At 48.0% G+C, this 23,923-nt stretch carries 14 protein-coding genes and 1 pseudogene; 8 read left to right on the top strand and 7 right to left on the bottom strand.

Annotated elements, in window-relative coordinates; all coding sequences use genetic code 11:
- Positions 1-1,164 precede the first annotated feature (1,164 nt).
- Positions 1,165-2,775 carry an NAD(P)/FAD-dependent oxidoreductase gene (locus O3C43_15225; protein MDA1067842.1) on the top strand — a complete coding sequence of 537 codons (1,611 nt, stop codon included), beginning with the start codon at positions 1,165-1,167 and terminating at the stop codon, positions 2,773-2,775.
- A 53-nt stretch (positions 2,776-2,828) separates the two neighbouring features.
- Here O3C43_15225 and O3C43_15220 read toward each other — a convergent pair whose 3' ends face one another.
- Together O3C43_15220 and O3C43_15215 are read right to left on the bottom strand one after the other, a co-directional pair.
- A complete protein-coding gene (locus O3C43_15220; GenBank protein ID MDA1067841.1) occupies positions 2,829-4,382 on the bottom strand; it encodes an aldehyde dehydrogenase family protein in 1,554 nt (517 codons plus the stop codon).
- Between the two features lie 225 nt (positions 4,383-4,607).
- A complete protein-coding gene (locus tag O3C43_15215) occupies positions 4,608-5,201 on the bottom strand; it encodes a TetR/AcrR family transcriptional regulator (GenBank protein MDA1067840.1) in 594 nt (197 codons plus the stop codon).
- Positions 5,202-5,322: 121 nt separating this feature from the next.
- On the opposite strand from O3C43_15215, the pseudogene O3C43_15210 reads away from it, so the two are divergent.
- Positions 5,323-6,056: pseudogene (locus tag O3C43_15210) on the top strand (MBL fold metallo-hydrolase).
- Positions 6,057-6,086: 30 nt separating this feature from the next.
- On the opposite strand, the gene O3C43_15205 reads toward O3C43_15210, so the two are convergent.
- Together O3C43_15205 and O3C43_15200 are read right to left on the bottom strand one after the other, a co-directional pair.
- Positions 6,087-6,269 carry an SDR family oxidoreductase gene (locus O3C43_15205; protein ID MDA1067839.1) on the bottom strand — a complete coding sequence of 61 codons (183 nt, stop codon included), beginning with the start codon at positions 6,267-6,269 and terminating at the stop codon, positions 6,087-6,089.
- A 210-nt stretch (positions 6,270-6,479) separates the two neighbouring features.
- Positions 6,480-6,872, bottom strand: a complete 393-nt coding sequence (locus O3C43_15200; GenBank protein ID MDA1067838.1) for an SDR family NAD(P)-dependent oxidoreductase — start codon at positions 6,870-6,872, stop codon at positions 6,480-6,482.
- Between the two features lie 136 nt (positions 6,873-7,008).
- Between O3C43_15200 and O3C43_15195 the strand changes: the two genes are divergently transcribed.
- From O3C43_15195 to O3C43_15170, 6 genes are all read left to right on the top strand, one after another.
- Entirely contained in the window at positions 7,009-10,239 is a 3,231-nt protein-coding gene (locus O3C43_15195; GenBank protein ID MDA1067837.1) for an efflux RND transporter permease subunit, read from the top strand.
- A gap of 405 nt (positions 10,240-10,644) precedes the next feature.
- A complete protein-coding gene (locus tag O3C43_15190) occupies positions 10,645-10,929 on the top strand; it encodes a hypothetical protein (GenBank protein ID MDA1067836.1) in 285 nt (94 codons plus the stop codon).
- A gap of 292 nt (positions 10,930-11,221) precedes the next feature.
- Complete coding sequence (locus O3C43_15185; GenBank protein ID MDA1067835.1) at positions 11,222-12,031, top strand: class II aldolase/adducin family protein; 810 nt, start codon at positions 11,222-11,224, stop codon at positions 12,029-12,031.
- Positions 12,032-12,317: 286 nt separating this feature from the next.
- Positions 12,318-13,628 (top strand): Gfo/Idh/MocA family oxidoreductase, encoded by a 1,311-nt coding sequence (locus O3C43_15180; protein ID MDA1067834.1) that lies wholly within the window; start codon positions 12,318-12,320, stop codon positions 13,626-13,628.
- Between the two features lie 80 nt (positions 13,629-13,708).
- Complete coding sequence (locus tag O3C43_15175) at positions 13,709-16,906, top strand: PSD1 and planctomycete cytochrome C domain-containing protein (GenBank protein MDA1067833.1); 3,198 nt, start codon at positions 13,709-13,711, stop codon at positions 16,904-16,906.
- Positions 16,896-18,305 (top strand): DUF1501 domain-containing protein, encoded by a 1,410-nt coding sequence (locus O3C43_15170; GenBank protein ID MDA1067832.1) that lies wholly within the window; start codon positions 16,896-16,898, stop codon positions 18,303-18,305. The genes O3C43_15175 and O3C43_15170 overlap by 11 nt, the downstream gene beginning before the upstream one ends.
- Here the strand turns inward: O3C43_15170 and O3C43_15165 are convergent.
- Genes O3C43_15165 through O3C43_15155 form a run of 3 tightly spaced genes read right to left on the bottom strand, consistent with a single transcriptional unit; the run spans position 18,302 to position 23,890 of the window.
- The gene (locus O3C43_15165; protein ID MDA1067831.1) at positions 18,302-19,828 is read right to left on the bottom strand and encodes an ankyrin repeat domain-containing protein; all 1,527 of its coding nucleotides are present in this window, start codon (positions 19,826-19,828) and stop codon (positions 18,302-18,304) included. The two genes, O3C43_15170 and O3C43_15165, sit on opposite strands and share 4 nt — an antisense overlap.
- Positions 19,829-19,848: 20 nt before the next feature.
- Positions 19,849-21,186: a DUF1552 domain-containing protein gene (locus O3C43_15160; GenBank protein MDA1067830.1), complete on the bottom strand. Its 1,338-nt coding sequence runs from the start codon at positions 21,184-21,186 to the stop codon at positions 19,849-19,851.
- A 22-nt stretch (positions 21,187-21,208) separates the two neighbouring features.
- The gene (locus tag O3C43_15155; protein ID MDA1067829.1) at positions 21,209-23,890 is read right to left on the bottom strand and encodes a DUF1592 domain-containing protein; all 2,682 of its coding nucleotides are present in this window, start codon (positions 23,888-23,890) and stop codon (positions 21,209-21,211) included.
- Positions 23,891-23,923 lie beyond the last annotated feature (33 nt).

The following is a 23,923-nucleotide window of genomic DNA, read 5'->3' as shown; positions in this document are numbered from 1 at the left end:
CTCCTGTTGGAAATGAAAAAACTTAACCACCTGTCTTCGTCAAGGCTACGCCTCGGCCCGGCGGAGTGCCTTGAGACTCGGAGAAAAAGCATAAAGGGTTATTCCCGCATTCCTCTAGCGAATCAATTTCTCAAAAGGAAAAGATACAAATTTTAACCACCAGTCTCCGCCAAGGCTACGCCACGGCACGGCTGATGGCACAGATTTTCACTGATGAGAAACGACCAAATTATCCGCGTCCATTGGTGGTTAGTTTATGCTTTTCAAAGGGAGCCTGCTTTCAGTTTTTTGCGTAATTCTGCGCTTTTCGTAGTTAAAACATTTTTCTTTGAACGTATTTTAATACCAGCTTTTCGCGAAGTTCGTGGTGAAGAGCTGGGATACGAAAACGTTGCTTTAAAAACAAGATTCTACCGGATAGTAGTACGAATTCACACTGATCCACGAAATGGTTAGGCTATATAAATTTAACTGTCATCGGTGGTTGAATAAAAGAAGAGAAAAAATAAATCAGGATCCTAAATCTTGTTTGCGTCGAGCCATCTAGATCTCCACTACTGAAAGATAGATTTCCCCCATGACCATGAACCCTTCTCGCAGATCTCGCCATAGTTCTTCAACGACGGCGTAAGATCAACTACTCAAATTCCAACAAGACGCCGCTCCAAATCCAGACACGCGGGTTTTGGTGTCAGACTTTGTGCCTTCTGAGCTTCTTGTGGTTTCCACACCTAATTTCCTGCCTCTGTATTGAAGAGCTTAGCGTTATTCCTTTAACATTTCCGGCCAATTCTCGTGACCCTTTACTATAAGCGCGTCATGGTCTTTTTCCCGCCCCTCTTGAACGGACTTGTTGTAGTTTAAGTATAACTTTTTGTTTCCCTTGGTCGCATTTGAATCGTTGAAGTAGCTGACGAGGTCCTAGCCCTTGATTGCGAGTCTTCGAAAAAGTGATTTGGGTAATGGCGACACCGCATAGGCAGTGTTGGTACAGATTTAAATAATTCCCGGAAGGAAAATTGATTGGAAGTTTAGCATGATGAAAATGGTTAAATTGTTTTTGACTAAGCCTTATCATAATATCCGGATAAGCAGTAGAGCAAGGGTTGCACCCAGAATACTTACGCTCTTACAGTATCTTCGATTATTTCTTAATAACCAACCATGTCGCATACGAACACTTCTCCAACCCTTGACTTTGATGCGGTTGTTGTAGGCGCCGGGTTCGCCGGTCTCTTCATGCTTTACCGTCTTCGACAAATGGGATTGAGAGTCCGGGTTATTGAGGCAGCTGGAGACGTGGGCGGCACCTGGTATTGGAACCGGTATCCTGGTGCGCGATGCGATGTGGAAAGTATGGAGTACTCCTATCAGTTCGACGAGGAGCTTCAGCAGGAATGGGAGTGGACCGAACGCTATGCGACTCAACCCGAAATTCTCCGCTACCTTAATCATGTAGCTGGTCGTTTTGAGCTTCGGCCTGATATCTTATTTAATACCCGCGTCAGTGAAGCCCACTATAACGACGATGGTGGTTTTTGGACGGTCGCCATCGAAAGCGGCGAGCGTTTTAATGCCAGGTTTTGTATTATGGCAACCGGGTGTTTATCGGCCGCGAATGAACCCATGTTTGATGGCCTCGAATCATTTAAGGGTGACACTTATATGACCAGTAGGTGGCCGCATGAAGGCGTAGATTTTACCGGACTCAAAGTGGGTGTGGTCGGTACCGGATCCTCAGGGATACAGGCGATTCCTCAAATCGCTAAACAAGCCGAGCATCTTACTGTTTTCCAAAGAAGACCTGCCTATACCGTGCCTGCCCGCAATAAGCCGTTGGATCCCGATCGTGTGCAGGCCATCAAATCGGACTACAAAAATTTCCGTAAGGAGAATAGCGAAATGCCCTTCGGCGTTCGAGTCCAACCGTCCGAGAAATTTGCCATGGCGGTGAGTGAAGAGAAGCGGAGGAACGTCTATGAAGCGGCTTGGGAGTATGGTGGTTTGCCCTTCTCCGGGGCTTTCCAGGATATCATGGAAAATGTGGATTCAAACAATACCGCCGGGGATTTTATTCGTAGTAAAATAGAGGAAATTGTTGAGGACCCTGAGGTGGCAAAGCTGTTGTCACCGGACAGCATTGTTTTTTGCCGACGGCTGTGCGTCGATACGGATTATTATGCGACCTTCAACCGCGACAACGTAGATCTTGTCGACCTGAGTGGCGCACCCATCGAAAAAATAACTGAGTCCGGGATGGTTGTCGGCGGGAAAGAATTCCAATTAGATGCTCTTGTTTTTGCTTTGGGATTTGATGCGATGACGGGTGCCTTGCTCCGCATCGATATTCGTGGACGCGGTGGCAGGACGCTCAAGGAAAAATGGGTGGACGGACCACTGACCTATCTCGGCCTGGCGATTGAAGGCTTCCCCAATTTCTTTACCGTTACCGGACCGGGAAGTCCGTCGGTGCTTTCCAATATGGTGCCGTCGATCGAGCAACACGTGGAATGGATTGCCGATTGCATTGCCTATATGCGCAGCGAAAATTTCCTCACAATTGAAGCTACCCTTGAAGCGGAAGGCTCCTGGGTGAAACATGTAAACCAGGTGGCAGACAAAACTTTATTTCCCGCATGCAATTCATGGTACACCGGTGCAAACGTACCTGGAAAACCACGTGTTTTCATGCCATACATCGGGTTCCCGCTCTATGTGAAAAAATGCAATAAGGTCGCGGCAAGCGGGTATGAAGGGTTTGATCTTAGATCCTAATCCCTAATCCGGATCGCCCATCTTAACGGGTTTCCTTATCAAAGTATCAGCTACTACGATGGATAATCGCTAACGTAAATCGCCTTGACCTGTAGATAATCGTGCAGCGTTTCTTCACAGTTAACGCCGCCGCCAGGACCACCTGAAATTCCCTGGCCACCGTAAGGGATGCCATAGGCTCCCATATTGTGACAATTTACCTGGCCCGTTCCGTCCCGGAATTGTTTCGCTACCCGTTTGCCAAGCTCCAGGTCTTTAGTCCAAACACTTGAACCCAAACCATACTTGGTATTGTTCGCACATTGAATGGCCTGTTCAACTGAATCGACGGGCTGAACATTTACAAAGGTGTGAAAGACTTCCCCTGGGTTGCAGTCCGACCCCGTTTGAGATCTGAGGAGAGTAGGCTTCATGTAGAAACCATCGCATCCGGGTACGGTTGCATGGCCTCCTCCTAGAATGGCTTCAGCACCATTCGCTTTCGCGAACTCGATTCCCTGGAGAATTCGGAGCGGCTGGCGTGAGTTTACAACCGGCCCGAGCTGGGTTCCTTTTTCGGCCTGATTGCCAATTTTGAGTTCTTTAAAAAACGCTTCCGACGCTTCGAGAAAATCATCGAAAATGGAACGCTCGGCAAATACGCGGTGGATCGTGCAACAGGTTTGACCGTAGTGTTGATTCACGTTCCGACCAATCATACGCGCCACCAACTCTGGATCGGCATCCGCACAGACAATTGCAGAGCCATTGCCACCCATCTCGCGTTTTACGCGTGTGCCGTGTTTGTCCGCCGCTTGAAGAATACTTTGACCGACACCCGGAGAACCTGTGAAAGCGATATAACGAACACCTGGGTGTTCGGCGATAAACTTGCCAGATAGTTCACCGCGTCCGGGTAGCACGTTGATTACGCCGGGAGGAAATCCTGCTTCCTGGGCTAACTTTCCAAAGTAAAGTGCACTCAGTGGCGTCTCTTCACTCGGTTTTACGAGAATGCAATTCCCAGCAAGAAGGGCGGGAATCATAAACCATGCCGTGAGCACTACGGGGTAATTCCATGGGATAATACCAGCTACGACTCCCCAGGGCTCAACGTAGGTATAGGCATCTACTCCGGCTTCAACATGCATGATGTCGCTATCACCAAAGCGTGTCTTATGGGCTACCCCGACAAAATATTCGGCACATGCCCGTACGGTTCCCATATCACCCGCTGCTAGTTCTGAAACCTTTCCTCCGTTCAGGATTTCGCAGGCCATAAATACTTCTTTATCCCGCTCAAACAGTTCGACCAATTTCATGATGAGCGCGGCACGTTCTTCGACCGAAGTAGTGTTCCACCCTCCATGATAAGCGCGGTAGCCACTTTGAACCGCCAGGTTCACTTCGTCGTATCCCATCTCGGAAACCCGTGCGAGAACCTCCTTGGTGCCGGGGTTGATCACATCGATAACCGCGTTCATGGACCCGGGAACTTCTTCACCCCCAATAAGGCCCTTAAGTGGTTTTCCACCGTTCGAACAAAATTGCGTAAATTTGTCGGGTGCCGAGAAGTCATCGGCGGTGAATGCTTGAATAGTTTCTGGAGCGATAGTGGCTGTAGACATATTGGAGTCCTCTTTTTAATTGATAGAATTACAAATTCGGGGGTTCCTACTACTCAGTGCGCTGAGCAAAATTTCATCAATTAAAAAAAGCGTCTGAGACAAAACAATCCTTCAAGATTGTGGTTTCCCTACTACATCCATTATCGAGGGATAGTCGAAATATGCACACGCGATAAATGCCTCGGGTGTGTTTCAACCAACTTCAGGCAAGAGACAACGTTTTGATTAACTCGATAGCTTTTTCAGCCACGCCCATCCCAGCAGAGCAATTTCTTTTACCGTCAGGTTCTCCTTTGAAAGTGATTGCCAAGTGGAAAATCGAACAAGGTGGCGAGCCACAGATCTTAGCTGAGGATTGGATTTTCCATTCAATAGATCCAAAGTCAGCTTGTCTGCGATTGTGGAGAAATAATCATCGAACCCTTGCATGATAAGTCCCAATGCGGGTATCTCGGGTGCGTCTCTGTACACTTTCGTTAGCATTCCCTCCTTGTCGGAAAAATACGTGTTAATCGCGAGTAAGGCAGCCTGTGTCCGGTCATCGGTATCAACTATTTCGGCCCAATCTTCCTCGATGGGTGGAGGATTTTGCATCGACCAATGCCCGGAACAAGCCTGTAGCATGGCGGTTTCGTCCTCAAAGTGGCGATAGACCGTCAGTCGTTGAACTCCTGCCCGTTTTGCGACTGCGGCAATGGTCGTATTCTTGGGACCCACTTCTTGATGAAGCTCAACCAGAGCCTTAACAATTCGCGTTCGTGTCTTTTCCTGCGATTGGCGGCGCGCCGTTTGCACGTAGGACCGAGTCTGTTTTTTCATTTCAGTGAACATGTATGATTAATAAAATGATTGACAAGGCTATTTGAAAAGGCGATCTCTATTTAAGTAAACATTACTGTTTACTTAAATATATTATTTTAATCCCTATTCTTAATAGCTCATGACAACCATTGATGAAATCGCACCCGACGTTTACCGCATTAGCATTTATGTAGACCAGTTTGATCTGCAATTTAATCATTTTCTGGTCAAAGACGAAGAACCTCTTCTTTACCATGCTGGAATGCGAGGGATGTTTCCCGAACTCCTTGAAGCGGTATCGAAATTGATAGATCCTTCAACCATTCGATGGATTAGTTGGAGTCACTTCGAGGTTGATGAAGTAGGCGGACTCAACGATTGGCTGAAGGTAGCACCCAGGGCTCAGCCGCTTGCAGCTTGGTTGGAGCGCTAGTGAACTTGAATGACTTTGCTGACAGACCTCCTCGAGGCCTCGAAAAAGGCGAAATAATTGAGACCGGAAATCATCGGTTCCGTTTCCATCCAACTCCTCATCTTCCGCATGGTTGGGATGCGGGTATGTTATTTGAAGAAACCAACGGAACTCTGTTTTGTTCAGACTTGTTTCATCAAGTAGGAAAGGTTGAACCGCTTATTGAATCAAATGGACTACTTGATAGAGCGAGGGATGCCGTTGTTGGCTATCAGTCGGGACCTTTGATGGATTATATGCCCTACACGCATAACACCCATCGTATATTGAATGAGCTAGCTGATTTTAAACCCAAAACGCTCGCTATAATGCATGGCTCGACTTTCAGAGGCGATGGAGAAGAAATGCTGCGAAATCTCGATCCGATTTATAAAGAAGTATTCGGCGGGGGACTCAACTGATCAAGATTCTCACCCTTTTAATTTAATCGATTAGGTCAGATACGAGCCGCCGTTTATGTGCATGGATTGGCCGCTTACATGATCTGCGTCCGTGGAACAAAGAAAGGATGCCATCGCTGCGATATCTTCGACTTCTCCTAATCGACCGGTTGGAATAGTGCCGACGAGTTCCTCATAAAACTGTTCTGGAGACGTTCCGTCCCGTTGCTCCACATGCTTGGCGGTAGCCTCCAGCTATCGGTGTTCGAATGTGTCCTGGGCAAATAGCATTTACGTTAATCCCATGTTTTCCCAATTCTACTGCGAGCGAACGTGTGAGTCCCAGTATTCCGGATTTGGCTGTGCAGTAACCGACGTCCTGTCCGTATGCCATGAATGCCATCACGGACGATATATTCACGATACGTCCCCAACCTTGATTTATCATGTCAGGAATCGTTGCTCGTGCGCAAAGTAGTGGACCGGTGAGCATGACGGCCAGACTGGTGTGCCAACCGTCCAATGTTTCAGACAGTGCGGGGTGGATGCAAACAAGCCGGCATTGTTGATCAGTATGGAAATAGGACCACATGACTCCCATACTTTGGCCACGGCTTCCTGGACGCTTTCCTCGTTCGTTACATCCATAGTAACGGCAACGGAATTTCCACCTGATGCCTTGATCGCCTCAGCGGTAGTCTGAGCGTTGGATGAATCGAGATCCGCAATTACAACGGTGGCACCATCTTTAGCCAGGCGTTCAGCTATCGCACGTCCGATTCCTCGGCCTGCTCCAGTGATCAGTGCAACCTTGTCGTTATGGGTTCTTTGGGTCATGGTTTCTGTGTTTAGGTGTTGGTTAAATGGTCTTTTGATGTTGCTTTGAGCGTGAGGGGTCTATGGCATAAATGTAACGATTTCTTTCAATCTGACGAAAAATACTCCACCTGCCAACCCCGCTTTCCCCATAAAGATGCACTCAATCATCGCCTGGTTTGCCCGCAACGGAGTCGCCGCCAATTTGCTGATGGTTGCGCTGATTGCCGGTGGGATTTATGGTGCCAGCCAGATTGTTCTGGAAGAATATCCCGACCGACCTTTTCGCAGGATTGACGTGTCGGTGACTTACCGTGGATCCACACCGGGAGAAGTCGAGCAGGCAATTGTTACGCGGCTGGAGGAAGCACTGTTCGATATTGAAGGTATTGAGGAATTTCAAGGGAGAGCCAATGCGAGCAAGGGAACAGTTAGCCTGGAAATTGAGGATGGCTACAATCTGAGTGAAAAACTGGACGAGGTGACCAACCGGGTCTCCGCCATCCGGACCTTTCCCCCGGAAGCCGAGAAACCTCAAATCAATCTCTATTCCGTCCTGCAACGGGTTATAACTATCGTTCTATCCGGTGACTTGACGGAAAAGGAATCCAAGATTCTGGGGGAACAGTTGCGCGATGAAGTTTCTAACCTTCCGGATGTTTCCATCGTTACGCTCAAGGCGGTTCGACCTTACGAAATTGCGATAGAAGTCTCTGAATCCACGCTGCGCCAGTACGGCCTCACTTTCGACCAAATAGCCCGAGCCATAAGAACCTCTTCAGTGGATTTATCCGCAGGGAGTGTAAAAACCGAAACAGGCCGGATTCTGCTGCGAACCAATCAGCAGGCCTACCATCAGGAAGATTTCGCTTCGATCGTTGTTCTCACGCGGTCAGATGGCACTCAAATCCGACTATCGGATGTTGCAGATGTAAAGGACGGCTTCAGTGAAATTCCCATCGTCTCAAAATATAACGGCAAACGTGCCATCGCGATTGATGTTTACCGATCCGGTAGCCAAAGCGCCATTGAAATTGGTGAAAGCGTAAAAGCATTTATCGAGTCGAAACAGGCTCAGTTTCCTGAAGGGATATTCGTCGACTATTGGGACGATGATTCGGAACGGATAAAGGTCCGCTTAACGACTCTCAAAGATAGTGCTATCTTGGGCTTTGTTTTGGTGGTCATAATTCTCTCCCTCTTTCTTCGACCTATTCTGGCTTTCTGGGTGGCTCTTGGAATTCCCATCGCATTTGGAGGTACGTTTTTTCTACTCCCCTATATGGGGATTACTTTAAATATCGGCACCCTGATCGCATTTATCCTGACACTCGGAATTGTCGTGGATGATGCCATCGTGACGGGGGAGAATGTGTTCCAGCACATGCAGCGGGGAGGGAAGCCCTTGAGTGCTGCAATCAATGGAACCAACGAAGTATCCATTCCAGTGTTTTTTGGCGTGATTACAACGATGGTTGCTTTTTTACCTCTGTTCCTTTTGACGGGCACAAGGGGCGCCATTTACGGCAGTGTGCCTGTCGTGGTTATCCCGGTACTCTTTTTCTCCCTCGTAGAATCCAAGCTGATTCTTCCGGCCCATCTCAGCCATACTAAAAGCCTTAGAATTACCAAAGAGAAACTTGGACCGTTTTCCCGTTTTCAGCGTAGTATTTCTGGTGGCTTGGAACGTTTCATTTCCAAGTACTATCGACCCTTTCTTAACTACGTTTTGGTTCACCGTTATGTTACCTTTTCGGTTTTCTTTGGCCTGCTTCTTATTTTTGTAAGCCTGGTTCTGGGTGATCGAATCAGCTACCGATCATCCGTGAGTGCTCCGAGTGACACGACTACGATCACGCTCCTTATGCCGGCAGGAACCAACTTCGAAGTGACTCAGGAAAAAGTGAATATGATAGAGGGGATCGCTCTGAAATTTAAAGCCGACCTCAACAGAAAGTTTGGCACCACAGTCATAAAAAATGTTTTTGCTACGGCTGGAGGAATGCCGTTCCAGAATGCAGGTTATCAAACCAAGGGACCATCGGCCGGAGTCGCGGAACTGGGAGAGATTTTGATTGAACTCACACCTTCAGAATTGAGTGAGGTCAATTACAGCAGTAAGGATCTAGTGAACGAGCTGCGCGACCTGGTGCCACCTATTCCTGAGGCCGAACAATTTAATTTTTCCTTTATGAAGGATGAGTCACAGGTGCTGTCTTTCAACCTGGCTTTTCATGATGTGGAAAAACTCAAGGAAGCTTCGATCGACCTTCAACAGAAGCTCAACTCCTTTGCCGGGCTATACGATATCGAGGATTCGTATGAACGTTCCAACGAGCAATTCAACCTGGATCTAAGACCAGAAGCTGAGTATCTCGGTGTCACTGCCGTGAATCTTGCACAACAAGTGCGGACGGCCTTTTACGGTACGGAAGCGCAGCGCATCCAACGTGGCAGAGATGAAATCCAGGTGATGGTTCGTTATCCCGAAAAGGATCGAAATTCGCTGGCTTCCCTGAATAAAATGATGATTCGTACGGCCAATGGAACGGAGGTTCCTTTCGAAACCGTAGCAACTATCTCGACCGATAGAAGCCTGCCTTCAATTAAAAGAATGGATCGAAAAAGGGTCGTCACTGTTAATGCCAACGGTGATCCCGAAAAACTCGATGTCATGAGCATGGAAAATGAAATCCTGCTCGAATACCTGCCCCAATTGGTTGCGACTAAATACCCTGGCATGACTTTTGAAACGACCGGGAAAGCTGCCAAAATTCACAAGGACAATGCAAGGATGGTCCGAGGCATTTTTATAGTGATTGCGTTAATTTATGCAATCCTGGCCATTCCCTTAAAAAGTTACGTCAAGCCGCTTATTGTCATGTCCGCAATTCCATTCGGAGTAGTTGGAGGTATTGCCGGGCATTGGATAATGGCGTCCATATTTGGGTTTAATAATGGTAATCCGGTTCTCACTCAAACTTCGATTATGGGAATGATGGCACTGTGTGGAGTGGTGGTGAACGACAGTTTGGTATTAGTGGACTTTATGAACCAGCAACTAAAAAAAGGAATTCCAATTGGGGAAGTGGTGAGGCGTGCTGGCGAACGACGATTCCGGCCGATTCTGCTGACTTCTCTAACTACATTTTTCGGACTGATGCCTTTGATGTTTGAGGATAGCCCTCAAGCGGTATGGATGATCCCAATGGCCATTTCCCTAGGATGGGGGATAGTCTTCGCCACGACGATAACACTGCTGCTTGTGCCAGTGCTAATACTTATCTTCAACGATTTCCATCAGTTCATGTGCAAGCTTTATGAAATCGATCCCGGGGCGCACAAAGAAGAGGAGGAGCTGGCTTCAACCGGGAGCATCACAAGCTAGTGTGGTGTTACAGAAGTTTCTTAATATTTAATCTAACAACGTTCCTTTCAGTCGCTCTATCCGCCCCTGGCGGCAACAGGATCGCTATGCCAACAGAAATTCTGGGATGTCATCTTGCTTTGGCAAAGCCAAATCCTGTTACCGAAGGTATCAGGGCATGATTCTTTCTACGGGGTAAATCCCTGTCGGCGGTTTTGGCAAAACCGCCCTACCTGAGTTAGACAAATCTAGGGTAGGGACCGATCGCCGAGCGGTCCGCTTCAGATGACTCTTAACAAAAAGAGGCAACAATGCCTCGGACCTCACCGCAGGAAGAACCATATGGCGCCATCCAAGGTATCAAGCGATGCGATGTTGATGGATTTACATATTCGTGTGATTTCCAATACATCACTCTAACGCAGTTTGACTATTACTAGTCGCATCCAGGCTGATTTAGGCAGGGAGTCTGAACATGCCGAGCGAGCCGTCGTGGAATCGGCGGTTGTTGTATGCTTCGCTGTCGCCCATTGGGTTCTTCTGAGTCTGGATTGTGCAAGTAGCCATTGTGGTGACACCATGGACCAGGTGATTACCGCTCAACCTACAATCATGGGTGTCACCACCAACGGCTACATTCAGTTTTTGAACTCTAAGGTCATAGAATCGGGGGTCATCACTACTGTCCAAAATAAATTGAACCGTCGTTGAGCATTAGAATCGGGGGGTCATATCTTGGATTTCGACAAATAAACCTCAACCACCCAATCATTTTCAACGACGGAATAAGGTTAATATGCTGCAATTCGCAATGCACCGAAGAATCTAATCGGTCTTATGATCGCTACGTTGAGTCGGGCCTGCACTTGAGGACAATCTCAGACTGTGGCTATCCGACGGGATCGCCAGGAACTATAAACGATTTTGGAAAACAAAATTTACGGGTAGTAAAAATTCGCAGAAGTTATTGCCCAATTCCGACTAAAGTTAACGATAGTAGACTATGATCGAACGAGAGAAGGTGTCACTTTACCAACCTGATCAAGAGGATTTAATTTTCCCTGAAGAACCTTCCTTTGAAACCGCCGAGGAGCACAGGCAACATTTGAAAGTGCACCTCGCGGCCGCATGCCGGTTCTTTCACAAGTGTCGGTTTGATTTTGGTTTTGCAGGTCATCTGACGATACGAGATCCGGAACGGCCGGAACTTTATTGGACCAATCCGATGGCGGTGCCTTTTTCGAAAGTGTGTGTATCGAATTTGATTTTGGCCGACCACAAGGGAAAAGTAATTGAAGGTGACTTTGCCATAAATCAGGCCGGTTTTGTTTTGCACGGAGCAGTTCATGAAGAGCATCCCGAAATCCTGGCTATGTGTCATGCCCATACGGTTTATGGAACCGCCTGGGCCGCGACAGGCCGGGAGCTCGATCCCATCAGCCAAGATGCTTGTGCTTTTTATGAAGATCACGTGGTGATTGCCGATGAAGGAGGTAAGGTGGCTGTGGAGGCGAAGGCAGGTTATGAAGTATCGGCAGCGTTTGGAAACAACAAGGCGGCTATTCATCAAAATCACGGTCTCCTAACCGCTAGCCGACACAGTATAGATGCCGCGGCATTTTGGTTCTCAGCCCTGGAGCGCTGCTGCCAGCAACAATTAGTCGTGGAAGCTTCAGGTCTTAAACCAAAAATGGTCCCACCAGACAAGGCACGCTATTCTCATGAGCATATTGGAAGTGAGTATATCGGATGGCTACATTTCCAAACCGTGTTTGATGAGATATCATCCACTCAGCCGGATCTTTATGATTAAAGGATGCCGCCTTTGGGTATTGGGCTATTCTGAGTCTGGATTGTTCAAGTAGCCATTGTGGTGACACCATGGACCATTCGGTTACCTCTCTACATACAATCATTGGTGTCACCACCCATGCTACATTCAGTTTCTGAACTCTAAAACCAAGTCAGGTGGAAACATCGCTACTGTGTGATATACGCCGCACTATGAATTTCACTCATTTCCCGTCCATTATTAAGGATTTCGTCGACTTCCATGTAGGTTTCGGGCAATCCTCGAAAAAACTTTTATCTCAAACCCCATGAAACGACGAACATTTATAAAAACCGCCGGGCTGGCCACCGGCGCATCAACATTACCGGGGTGGTTTACCGAAGAATTATTGGCTCAACCCACCGTAGCCAAACCCAAGATGGCGAACGACAGAATCGGGATCGCATTGGTGGGTTGTGGTGGTCGTGGCACCGGTGATGCACGCAATGCCGCTTACTATGGAAACATGGTTGCGGTTTGCGATGTGGACGATACACAAATTGCCAAGGCAAAGGAGATTTGGCCCAAGGCGAGGGGGGTGAAAGACTTTCGAAAGGTGATGGAGATGGACGATGTGGACGTAGTGATCTGCGGGACGGTCGACCATTGGCATACCCTGGTTTCCCTCGCGGCGATGAGAGCAGGAAAAGACGTTTACTGTGAAAAACCACTGACCCTGTATATTGACGAAGGGAAGCATCTGGTTGAAGAAGAGAAGCGATCGGGTCGCATTCTCCAAACGGGAACCCAACAACGCAGCGATCCGAAATTCCGCCTGGCTTGTGAGTTGGTTCGGAATAAGCGGATAGGGGAACTAAAAGAAATCGATGTGTATTTGCCGGCCGGACAGCGCGAAGGCCCTTTTGCCCCCACGCCTGTTCCAAACGGATTTGATTGGGATATGTGGCAAGGTCAGACTCCGGCTTTGGATTATGTGAAAGAGAGGACTCATTTGTATTTCAGGTATTGGTGGGATTACTCAGGCGGGACTATGACAGATTGGGGCGCACACCATAATGATATTGCACTCTGGGCTACCGGCTTCGAACGAAGTGGCCCTGTCTCGGCAAAAGGACGAACGTTAGTAGACATGATTCCGGGAGGATTTACAGCGGCTAGCGAATACGAGTTGGAGTATGTTTATCCGAACGGCGTAGTCCATCGCTGTAAGAGTACCACTGCCAACGCCTGGAATGGGCGAGTCGTTAAACCCTTCGGCCAGCAGCACGGCGTTCGACTTCAAGGAACGAACGGTTGGATCTGGGTAACGCGAGGAGCTATCGAATCCAGCATTCCGGAAATCCTGACAGAACCATTACCATCAAACGCGGAGCGACTGTATGCGAGTAATGATCATATGGAAAACTTTATTGAATCGATACGCTCCAGGAAAAAAGCGATTTGCGATGCGGAGATTGGTCATCGGTCGTCCACTATGTGCCACCTCGGAGTTACCGCTGTTCGGCTGGGACGCAAATTGAATTGGGATCCGGTTAAAGAAAAATATATCGGCGACCCTGAAGCTGCCGCAACGGCGTCTAGAGAAATGCGCAAGCCCTGGGACTATTCTATGGTTTGAAAAAGATTGCCCCCCTTTCGTGGGCAACCAACACTGGGTGGGCATTGATTGGTTTTTCTACCTATGATCTGCCTTTGAATATGAAATTCAGCATTTTTATCGGAGCGATTCTTGTTGTTGCTGCTTCTGTGTTTGGTTTGCCCCCTGAACAGGTTGAATTTTTTGAGAATAAGATTCGTCCTGTTTTAGCAGAGACCTGTTACGAATGCCATAACAGCGTGAACAAATCAAAAGCAGGCTTGGCACTCGATTACCGGGATGCAGTTCTCGCGGGAAGTGATGAAGGTCCAGTGATTGTTCCTGGAAACCCAAAGGAGAGTGTGCTCATTTGGGCCATTCGTCATCAGGACGGTTTTGAAATGCCAGATACCGGTCCAAAGCTGGATGAGCATGTGATTGCGGATTTTGAAGAATGGGTCCGGATGGGTGCTCCCGATCCTCGAGACAAAAAACCGACGCAACTGGATTTGGACAATGCCGTTTCTTGGACTACCCTTTTAGAAAAAAGAAGTAAATGGTGGTCATTTCAACCGCCCAGAAAAGTGCGGCCTCCGGAAGCTACTATTGAAGATTGGAACGCAAGTGCGATTGATCGCTTTGTCTACGCCTCGCTTGAAGAGCAAAGCCTTGTTCCTCAGGCGGTAGCAAGTCCGGAAACATTGGTTCGGCGCTTGCATTTGATTCTGACAGGTCTACCGCCGAAAGCAGAAATTGTTGAGGCTTTTCTAGCGGATCCGTCCGAAAAGGCCTACTCCGCTTTGGTCGATAAGCTCCTCGCCTCCAAAGCCTATGGTGAGCGATGGGGTCGTTACTGGATGGATTGGTACCGATTCGCTGAATCACACGGTAGTGAAGGGGATCCGAAAATTCCTTACGCATCCATTTACCGCGACTATATCATCCGCGCTTTGAATGAAGATGTACCCTATGATCAATTGTTGAAGGAACACATCGCCGGAGATTTATTGAAGCGCCCACGGATCAATAAGGAGCTTGGGGTAAATGAGTCTGCGATTGCACCTGCACATTTTCGGATGGTGCCCTATGGCTTTGGTGTGGTCGATGCCTACCAGGAGCAAATTACCTATACGGATAATCAGATCGATGTAGTTTCCAAAGCGATGTTGGGGATCACCGTTTCATGTGCCCGATGTCATAACCATAAATTTGACCCAATCAGCCAGAAAGACTTCTACCGACTGTATGGCATCATGATCAGTAATCGTCCGGGTATCCGTAACGTAGATACTCCGGAAAAACAGGCACTTAATAAGCGAGCACTTGCAAGATTGAAACAAAAGATTCAACATGAGTTTACCGTCTTCTGGCTAGCTCATGTGGATGAAGCTGTTGAAAAGGTCGCTTCCATTTCTTTTCAGGAAACCGCCGAGGAGAAGAAAATAATTGCAGACCTTAATCAAGCTTCCAGAAAGCGGAAGACGGAATTACCAAGTGATCCGAATCTCCTTAATCTACTTTACTTGAAGAGAGAAGTGAGTCAGGTCGGCGAGTACCATCCTCTTGCACCGTTAAAGCTTTGGATCGATAAACCCGTTGATGAATTCGTGACAGAATGGAGCAAGCAAAGGGAGAAATACGCTCAAGACTTGAAGGATTACGAAGAGGCTAAAAAGAATGCGGCCTTTTATGCAGATCTCCGTGACCAGAAAACGCTCGATTCCTGGCTTTTGGAAGGAAATGGGTTAAGTTTCAAGCCGAGTCCAGCTGGATCGTTTGCTGTGGCCGGAGAAGGTTTTTATGCCATCAATGGCATTTTCCCTCGCGGTGTTTACAGTCACCTTATTTCCGATAAGCACAACGGCACCGTGGCATCGCCCAACCATATTGCTGATGGGGACTGGAGCTATATGCGGGCAGCAGGTCTCAATGGTGCGATTCGCATGTCTGCGCGAAATTACCCATTGGAACAGGGATTGCATCCCTATGAAACGGCTGAGACAGGCACCATGCAGTGGTTCCCGCTTAAGAAATACAAATTTTGGAATGAGGAACAGGTCCATTACCAGATTTCAACCCATGGCGACAAACCTGTTAACGGGGAAGAAGGACGCTCCTGGTTCGGTGTTACCGAAGTCATTGGTGGGAATGTTGAGTTGAAAGAATTGGGCAATCCTTTGTTCACCGTTCTTGAAGACGATATCGAGATTGCAGATCAAGCTTCTCTTTTGGAGGCTTATAAACAAGCCCTCGGGGAATCGATCCTTGCCTGGAAGAGGAATAAAATCACAGATGCACAGGCTGAATTCCTAAGCGCATTTATTCGTTTCAATATACTTCCCAATCGATTTGATACGCTCCCCGAAAAGCTACTTTCATTGGTCGGTCAATACCGTGAAATGGAAAATGAGATTCCCTTTCCGACTCGAGCTCCTGCCTTCCTGGAAGGCGACGTTGTTGATCAGCCGTTACTCATCCGCGGAGAATACAAAACACCCGATGAACTTGTGCCTCGCCAGTTCCTCGAAGTATTCGCCAACAAACCGTATAGCCAAAAAAGCTCTGGCAGGTTGGAGTTGGCAGAGGACATAGTTGGGAAAACCAACACTCTGAAATCACGCGTATTGGTTAACCGACTTTGGGGCTATGTTTTTGGGCGTGGCATTGTTTCCACCACCGATAATTTCGGACGCCTCGGTAAAGAGCCTACGCATCCGGAGCTTCTGGATTACCTGGCTTTGGATTTTGAGAAAAATGGCTGGTCGATAAAATATGCTCTCAGGCAAATGGTGACATCTCGGACCTTTCGTTCGGCAAGCACTGCTCCGCTGGGTGTGGCAGACAAGGATCCGGAAAACTTGTATCTGTCGCATTACCCGCCTCGAAGGTTGGATGCGGAGGCCATTATGGATTCGATTAACACTCTTGCTCGAGACGAGTTTGAACGCGGCGTTTACCTTACAGTAATCCGCAACCAACTAGATCCGTTTTTAACCACGTTTAATTTGCCGGTTCCCACGACGACGGTGAGTAGCCGCGACAGCACCAACGTGCCTGCACAGGCACTAAGTATGATGAACGGAGAATTTGTTCAGAACGCATCTGAGCAATGGGCTGAGAGTGTCAAAGTTGCGACAAAAGGTCAGTCAATGGAATCACAGATCGGCGCACTCTTTTTGGATGCCTTCGCGCGATCACCCAATGAAACGGAATTAGAGACTTTATCCGAATACTATAAGAGTTTAGAAGACTCGGATACGGCTCTTAAGAACATCGCATTTGCGCTAATGAACACGAAGGAGTTTATCTATGTCTACTAATCACTTTGATCGGCGCCAGTTTTTGAAACTATCTTCTCAGGGAGTCAGTGCTTTAGCGTTGTCGAGTTTGATAAACTCAGTTTCAGCGAGTACCTCTTATCTACCCAAGCTACACCATGAGCCGAAAGCCAAGTCGGTTATACTTCTCTACATGTCGGGTGGTGTTTCGCATATAGATTCATTTGACCCCAAACCATTGTTGAAGAAGATGCATGGCCAGCCCATGCCGATGAAGTTGGCCAGGACGCAATTCGATCAGATTGGAAACATCATGGCTTCTTTCTGGGAGCACAAAAAGTATGGAGAGTCTGGCATTGAGATGACGAATCTCTTTCCCGATATCGCTGAGTTGGCGGATGACCTGGCAATTGTAAGGTCGCTCACTGCCAAGTTTAGCGAGCATGCCCAGGGAAACTTTTTCATGCATTCCGGGTTTCCGTTCCTGGGTTACCCAAGCGCAGGTGCTTGGGTAAATTATGGGCTCGGATCTGAAAATGAAAACCTGCCCGGATATGTGGTACTACAGTCCGAAAATTCAGGTAGCCCCCACGGGGGTGTGAGTATTTTTGGAAATGCGTTTCTTCCAGCAACGAATGGTGGTTCAATTTTTAATGTATCCGGTTCAAAAGCTGTCCCAAATATAGCACCTTCGCTTCTGAAGCATGAGCAACGAAAAGCACTGGATATTATTAAGTCTCTTGATTTTGGATTTGCTGAAAGGACGGCTGCAAAAGACGCAGTAATGTCCTCGGTAGAGAACGCTGAGACAGCCTATTTGATGCAGGAAGCAGTTCCAGAGCTCACTGATATCTCTGGTGAGTCGGAAAGCACCTTGGACATGTACGGAGTGAATGATTCGGTGTGGTATAAATCCGAATATGCACGTCAATGCTTGATGGCGCGACGTCTTGTCGAGCGTGGTGTACGCTTTGTGGAACTATCTTGCTGCCCGTTTGAAAAGGGCGTTCAACGCGCAAATCCGTGGGATCAACATAACAAGATCGAGATAGGGCATGGGGCCATGGCTTCGCAGGTCGATAAACCGATTGCTGCCTTGGTCCAGGATTTGAAACAACGTGGGTTACTTGAGGATACGCTTGTCGTTTTCACGGGAGAATTTGGGCGCAACCCCTTTGCTCAAGGTATTGGACGAGACCATAATCCGCAAGGCTTCAGTGCCTGGTTTGCGGGAGGTGGAGTAAAAGGTGGAACAGTTATGGGTGCTACCGATGAGTTCGGCTATAATGCCGTGGATAAGGTTTCAAATATCTATGAGCTATGGGCCACAGTGTTACACCTTTTAGGAGTCGACCACGAGCAGCTGACTTTTCAATACGGCGGACGAAACTTGCGACTAACTGATGTGCACGGAAAAGTCTGGCACGATATTATCGCCTAGATTTCTTGTTTCGCGGTAACCGGTTTTGGGGCAACAGGCGGTTTAACCATATTGTAATTCGTATGTTTCGGCTTGGGTCCGGTTGGTGGTTGAACCCCTTGTAAAATCATAACTTCTTTGATCGCATCAACGGTGGCAAACGACGGCTTGAAATTCCCTGGTCGAAACCCTTCCGCAATCAATAAGGGCGTCCGATTATTTTTATTCTTGGAATTCCAAATTTCTATTTTGGCACCTTGCTCATGTAGATATCTCACAACCCCTGGTGCGTTTTTATAAGCCGCTCCATGCATGGCAGTTTCACCGTTTGCATCTACTGTATTTAATTCAGCGCCAAGTGAAAAAAGAAATTTCACAGCTTCAAGGCACTCCGTAACCGAACCTGCTTCTTCTTCAGGAGCAGTACTCCCGATGCCTGCCGCAACCATCAGGGATGTGCAGCCGTCCTCATTGGGGATGAAAGGATCCGCTCCCAATTCCAATAATAGCTTCATGTAAGAAAGGTCAGCTCGGTCAGAAGCCATAAAAAAGGGTGTTGCACCTATGTTACTAACGCGACCATTTCCACCTTTACGACCTCGGGTAAGCTGGGCGTTTACGTCTGCTCCAAATGTCACCAGTTCGCGAATGAATTGTTCGCTATTTCGCCTGCCAGAGCCATGAGGAGGTGGAGCCCCATTGGCCGACTCGCCAATATCCGGCTTGCGGATCCAGGTCAGGGCGTGAAGTGCAGAATAGCCGGTTCTTTGATCATTGGGGTCAGCGCCCGCTTCAAGGAGCTCAACTGCCAAATCGTAATGGCCATTTTCAACGGCGAGAATCAATGGGCTAGTGCCGTTCATTACACCCTTATTATATGTCTTTTCAAAATTCATTGCTCCGTTGGCGTCTTCTCCAAGCTCGAGGAACAATCTCACGATCTCCGCGTGTCCTTCACGAATCGCAAAGTAAAAGGGGGTGAATCCAAATTTTAAAGGCGTTTGGTAATCCGCACCCACTTCAATCAATTTTCGAACGACATCAACATGTCCTTCTGCCGCAGCCCACATGATCGCCGTTTGACCTTCACGTTCTCTCGCATCGAAGTCTGCACCTGCTTTCAGCAGCACTTCAACCGCGCCTAGCTTCCCGGTACGAGATGCAGTCATCAATGCCGTCTCGTTTCCAACAATTTTCGTATTGGGGTCAGCGCCCGCTTCAAGAAGCTGCTGAACGATGTCTCCATTACCATTCACACATGCAAGGTACAGCGGCGTGACACCGTAACGATTTGGGGCAGTTGCATTGGCCCCGCGATCAATCAGTAGTTTCGAAAGTTCTGTATTATCTTGTTCAGCGGCCCAGTGCAGAGCTGTCATGCCATCAATCTGCGGTTCATTGACATCGATGTCCTTGGAAAGAAGAGCTTGTATCTGGAAGGTCTCTCCTTTCTCGACAGCATCGGCAAGCGAGGCTGAGTCGGCGTTGAGAGAAATCCGAAAAGTAAACCAAAAAATCGAAATCAATAGTTTATGTTTGAACATATGCTAGATGGGTGAGGCGTTTACACTGACAACGGCACAAACAGGTCATCCACTTTTCCAGTACTATCGGCAAATGATTCGATGTTTACGCCGACCTTGTCTAACAAAGAGAGGTGGAGGTTTGCCAAAGGTGTGACATCCTTGAAGCGGATATGACGATTACCTTGCATACCGCCGGCTGCTCCGCCAGCCACTATGATCGGGAGATTCGTGTGGTCATGAACGTTGGGATTGCCGATACCACTTCCGTAAAGGATTAAAACGTTATCGAGCAGCGAGCCATTGCCTTCAGGAGTATTCTTCAGCTTCTCCAGGTATTCGGCAAACAATGACACGTGAAAGGTATTGATTTTGGACATGCGTTCGATCTTTTCTGGATCGTCCCCGTGGTGTGAAAGCGGATGGTGGGGATCGGATATCCCAATCTCAGGGTAAGACCGATTACTGGTTTCTCGTGCAATCTGGAAAGTGGAAACGCGAGTGATATCACCTTGGTAGGCGAGAAGCTGGAGGTCGAACATCAGGCGAGCGTGGTCCGCATAGGCTGCTGGAACACCCATCGGTCGATCCAAGTCGGGGAGGGGATTGTCTTTTGTATCCGCCTCGGCTGTTTGAATGCGACGTTCTACTTCTCGCACAGAATCCAGATAGTCAGAAATACGCGCCCGGTCGTTGGCTCCAAGACTTCGTTTTAAGGAATTAATATTGTCCGCAATTGAATCGAGGAGGCTCGCACGTTTACGCAAAGCGGTCTGCCGTTCTTCAGCTGTGCCCCCTTCTCCGAACAGGTTTTCAAAAACGAGGCGTGGATGCGCTTCGGCCGGAAGAGGTGTTGTTGGCGATGACCAGGAAAGGTTGTTTTGATAAACGCAGGCGTACCCGTTATCACATTGACCTGTTAACTGTAGCAGATCCATGGCGAGCTCGAGTGAAGGGAGTTGCGTCGCCTGCCCGATTTGCTGAGCGGCTAATTGATCTGCCGTTGTTCCCAGGTAGTAGTCGGAACTTTCCGTTACCTTCGCTTTTGCGGCGCTTAGAAATGATGAATTCGACGTGGCGTGAGAACCGGGATAGGCGTTTCTCAGTTCCATGTTGGTTAAAATAGTCGTCTGATTTTTGACCGGTTCCAGTGAATTGAGGATGGGTGATAATTTTTCTAAAGTTTTTTCGCTCTCTGGTGTCCAGCGAGATTGGTCACAGCCCATGGGCATGAAGACATATCCTAGTCGTTTGACAGCCGTTGCCGGCGTATTGACCGATGCAGTTGCCGCTGGAACCATGGAATCCAAAAGTGGCAAGGAAAGGGATGCGCCTACTCCTTTAAGAAAGGTTCTACGGGGTATGGATTTTTTGGTGATGAATCTCATGGCTTTGTGATGTTTAGGGATTGATAGAGGCTATTTCGTCTTCTGACGTAGCTCTCATCTGAAAAGGAACACTATTAATAATACCTAGAATGACGGAAGAAAAGCGATAATCATTTGCTTTAGCTTCTTTTACAATTTTTCGCACAGCAGGAGCGTCGTACACTTCAACGCCTCTGCCTAATCCAAATGTAAGCAGTTTTTCACTCAAGGTTCTAACAAATAATTCGGGGCGCTGGAGAATGCCATCTTCGAGGTTTTCAATCCCTACAAAGACGTTTCCGTCGGGAAGTCCCCCTGATGCGTCAACCGGTTCTCCAAACTCATATTCTCGCCATCGGCCTATCGCATCGAAATTTTCAAGAGCAAACCCGGGAGGATCCATCAGATTGTGACAACTCGCGCATGCCGGGTTGGCCCGGTGTTGCTCAAGACGTTGCCGCATGGGTAGTGATGCATTTACTTTATTTTCGTCCAGGGAAGGGACATCTGGCAGGGGTGGCTTAGCTGGAGTTCCCATGATATTTTCCAAAACCCAATTCCCTCGAATCACCGGAGAGGTTCGTGTCGCATAAGAGGTAACGGTCAAAATACTTCCGTGTCTTAGGATACCGCCTCGGTGGTATTGCGGTTCGAGTTCAACCCTGCGAAAACGACTGCCAAAAATATTCGGTATACTGTAGTGATGAGCGAGACGTTCATTCAGGTACGTGTGGTCGGCCTTAAGTAGACTCAATACATTTTTATCTTCACGAAGGACGTCCTCGAAAAATAGTTCAGTTTCTGTACGAAATGCCTGGCGCAAGTTATCATCGAAGTCCGGAAACAACCTCAAGTCTGGTGTAACCGAATCCAGATTGCGGAGATGGAGCCATTGATTTGCGAAATTATTCACTAAGCTGATGGACTTCTCGTCTGCCAGCATACGGCGGACTTGTTTTTCAAGCACAGCAGGTTTTCTGAGGTTACCGGCTATCGCTTCGGCAAGTAGTTCGTCATCGGGTAAGCTGCTCCAAAGGAAAAATGAAATGCGGGAAGCGAGTTCTAGATCACTTATTTCATAAGCTTGCCCTGGTCTACTTCGTTTTGGTTCTCGTTCGATTCGAAAGATAAACTCGGGGTTGACGAGGATCGATGAAAGGGCTGCCTCAATACCCGCTTCAAATCCTTGTTCCTTTTCGGCTTCCCGATAAAAAGCTAAGGGCCTTTTCAGGTCCTGCCTCGACGTAGGGCGGCGGTAGGCACGTTTCATAAGCGCGGTTAGGATTTCCCGAGCTGCCGATTCATTATCCCGATTGTTTTCCGGGTATTTTATAAATATTTTCTTTCTACTGGGTGTGTCTCCAGCGCCCAGCGGATTAAATGGTCCCGTGATGGAAACCTGATAAACCGCTGGTGACAAGCGGGGGTGGCGATGAAAATTGAAATGGGCTTCAAAGGGTTGACGCTTATTTTCTAACAAGGAGGTGGGGTTTTTAATGAAAGTTACTCCAAGGTTGTGGGGTCCGGCTGTTATGTAGCTACGTACTTTGAGATGCTTATCCAGCATACTATGGTCTCTTCGCTCTTTTGATGGGGCTACCGTGAAACGTTTGACAATCGCTTTATCCAGAAGGATCTCCATTTCATGTGATTCGTTAAGTCCTTCGACATGCTCATTGCGGTCCCGCGCGAGACTGACTTCTATTTCGTATTCGCCGTCTTGTGGAAACGTATAGGGCAACAGGGTTCCGCCCCGGGTACCGATCGGTAAGCCTTCCACATGTTTTTCCTGAGTCACTTCCGCCGGGATCCGAATGGTGTGTCCTTGAGGTTGATTCAGGGGCGTACCCACGGCCAGTCGACTGATTTTTTGTGCTGCAGAAATATACCGGTCGAGCAGGCTTGGCGAAAGATTGCCGACCGTAATATTATCAAACCCATGGCTTTCTTCATCGTTCGGAAGCAAACTTGTAGCATCGATTTCCAGTTCGAGTAGATCCCGGATTGCATTTTGATACTCTGTGCGATTCATACGCCGAAAGGTATCCACACGCCCGGGGTTGGGATGCTTCTTCGCAGCCAAATCGAGGGTCTCCGATAATTGAGACACTACTGCCTCATACGTTTCCTCGCTGGGTCGTTTACGATCAGGAGGAGGCATCTGGCGTGATTGAAGCCGGGTTATGACATGCTCCCAAATCTCAGGGTTTTCCGCAATCTCGTCCGATTGTACCATCTCCAGGTTCAACCCTCCTTCTGTCTCATCCGCGTTGTGGCAACTGATACAATATTTGTTCACCAGCAGTTGGTTCGATGAGATGACTCCTTCATGGATATTCCGCGAACTGAGTTGTTCTAGAGCAGTGTTGATCCATTTTTCTACCTCAACGTATTCCTCCTCACTTGGGCGCGGTTCATCCGGTTGATCTACAGGCGGCATTTCCCTTTCAGCCAGCATCCAGGATACTTCGTCCCAGATGTCGAAATGCTCCCCCATATCAGCACCAAGGAGACTTTCTAGATCCAATTCTCCTTTTGTCTCTTCAGGGTTGTGGCAATTAATACAATAATTTGTGACTAGCTTGTGTAAGGGAGATTCAATGGTCAGTGACTGTCCGGTTAGGAATCCTGGCAAAGACAATGTAAGCAGAATCGCTGCAAATGCATGCGAACGCCGGCAGTTTGAAAAAAAAAGTGTTATTGCTCTTTGGGGCATTTATTTTCCGATAAAACGGCTATTTTGGTATAA

It is taken from the genome of Verrucomicrobiota bacterium (assembly GCA_027622555.1).
Classification (GTDB): Bacteria; Verrucomicrobiota; Verrucomicrobiia; order Opitutales; family UBA2995; genus UBA2995.
The sequence above is the reverse complement of the archived record's forward strand: the minus strand, read 5'-3'. Positions and strand labels throughout refer to the sequence as shown.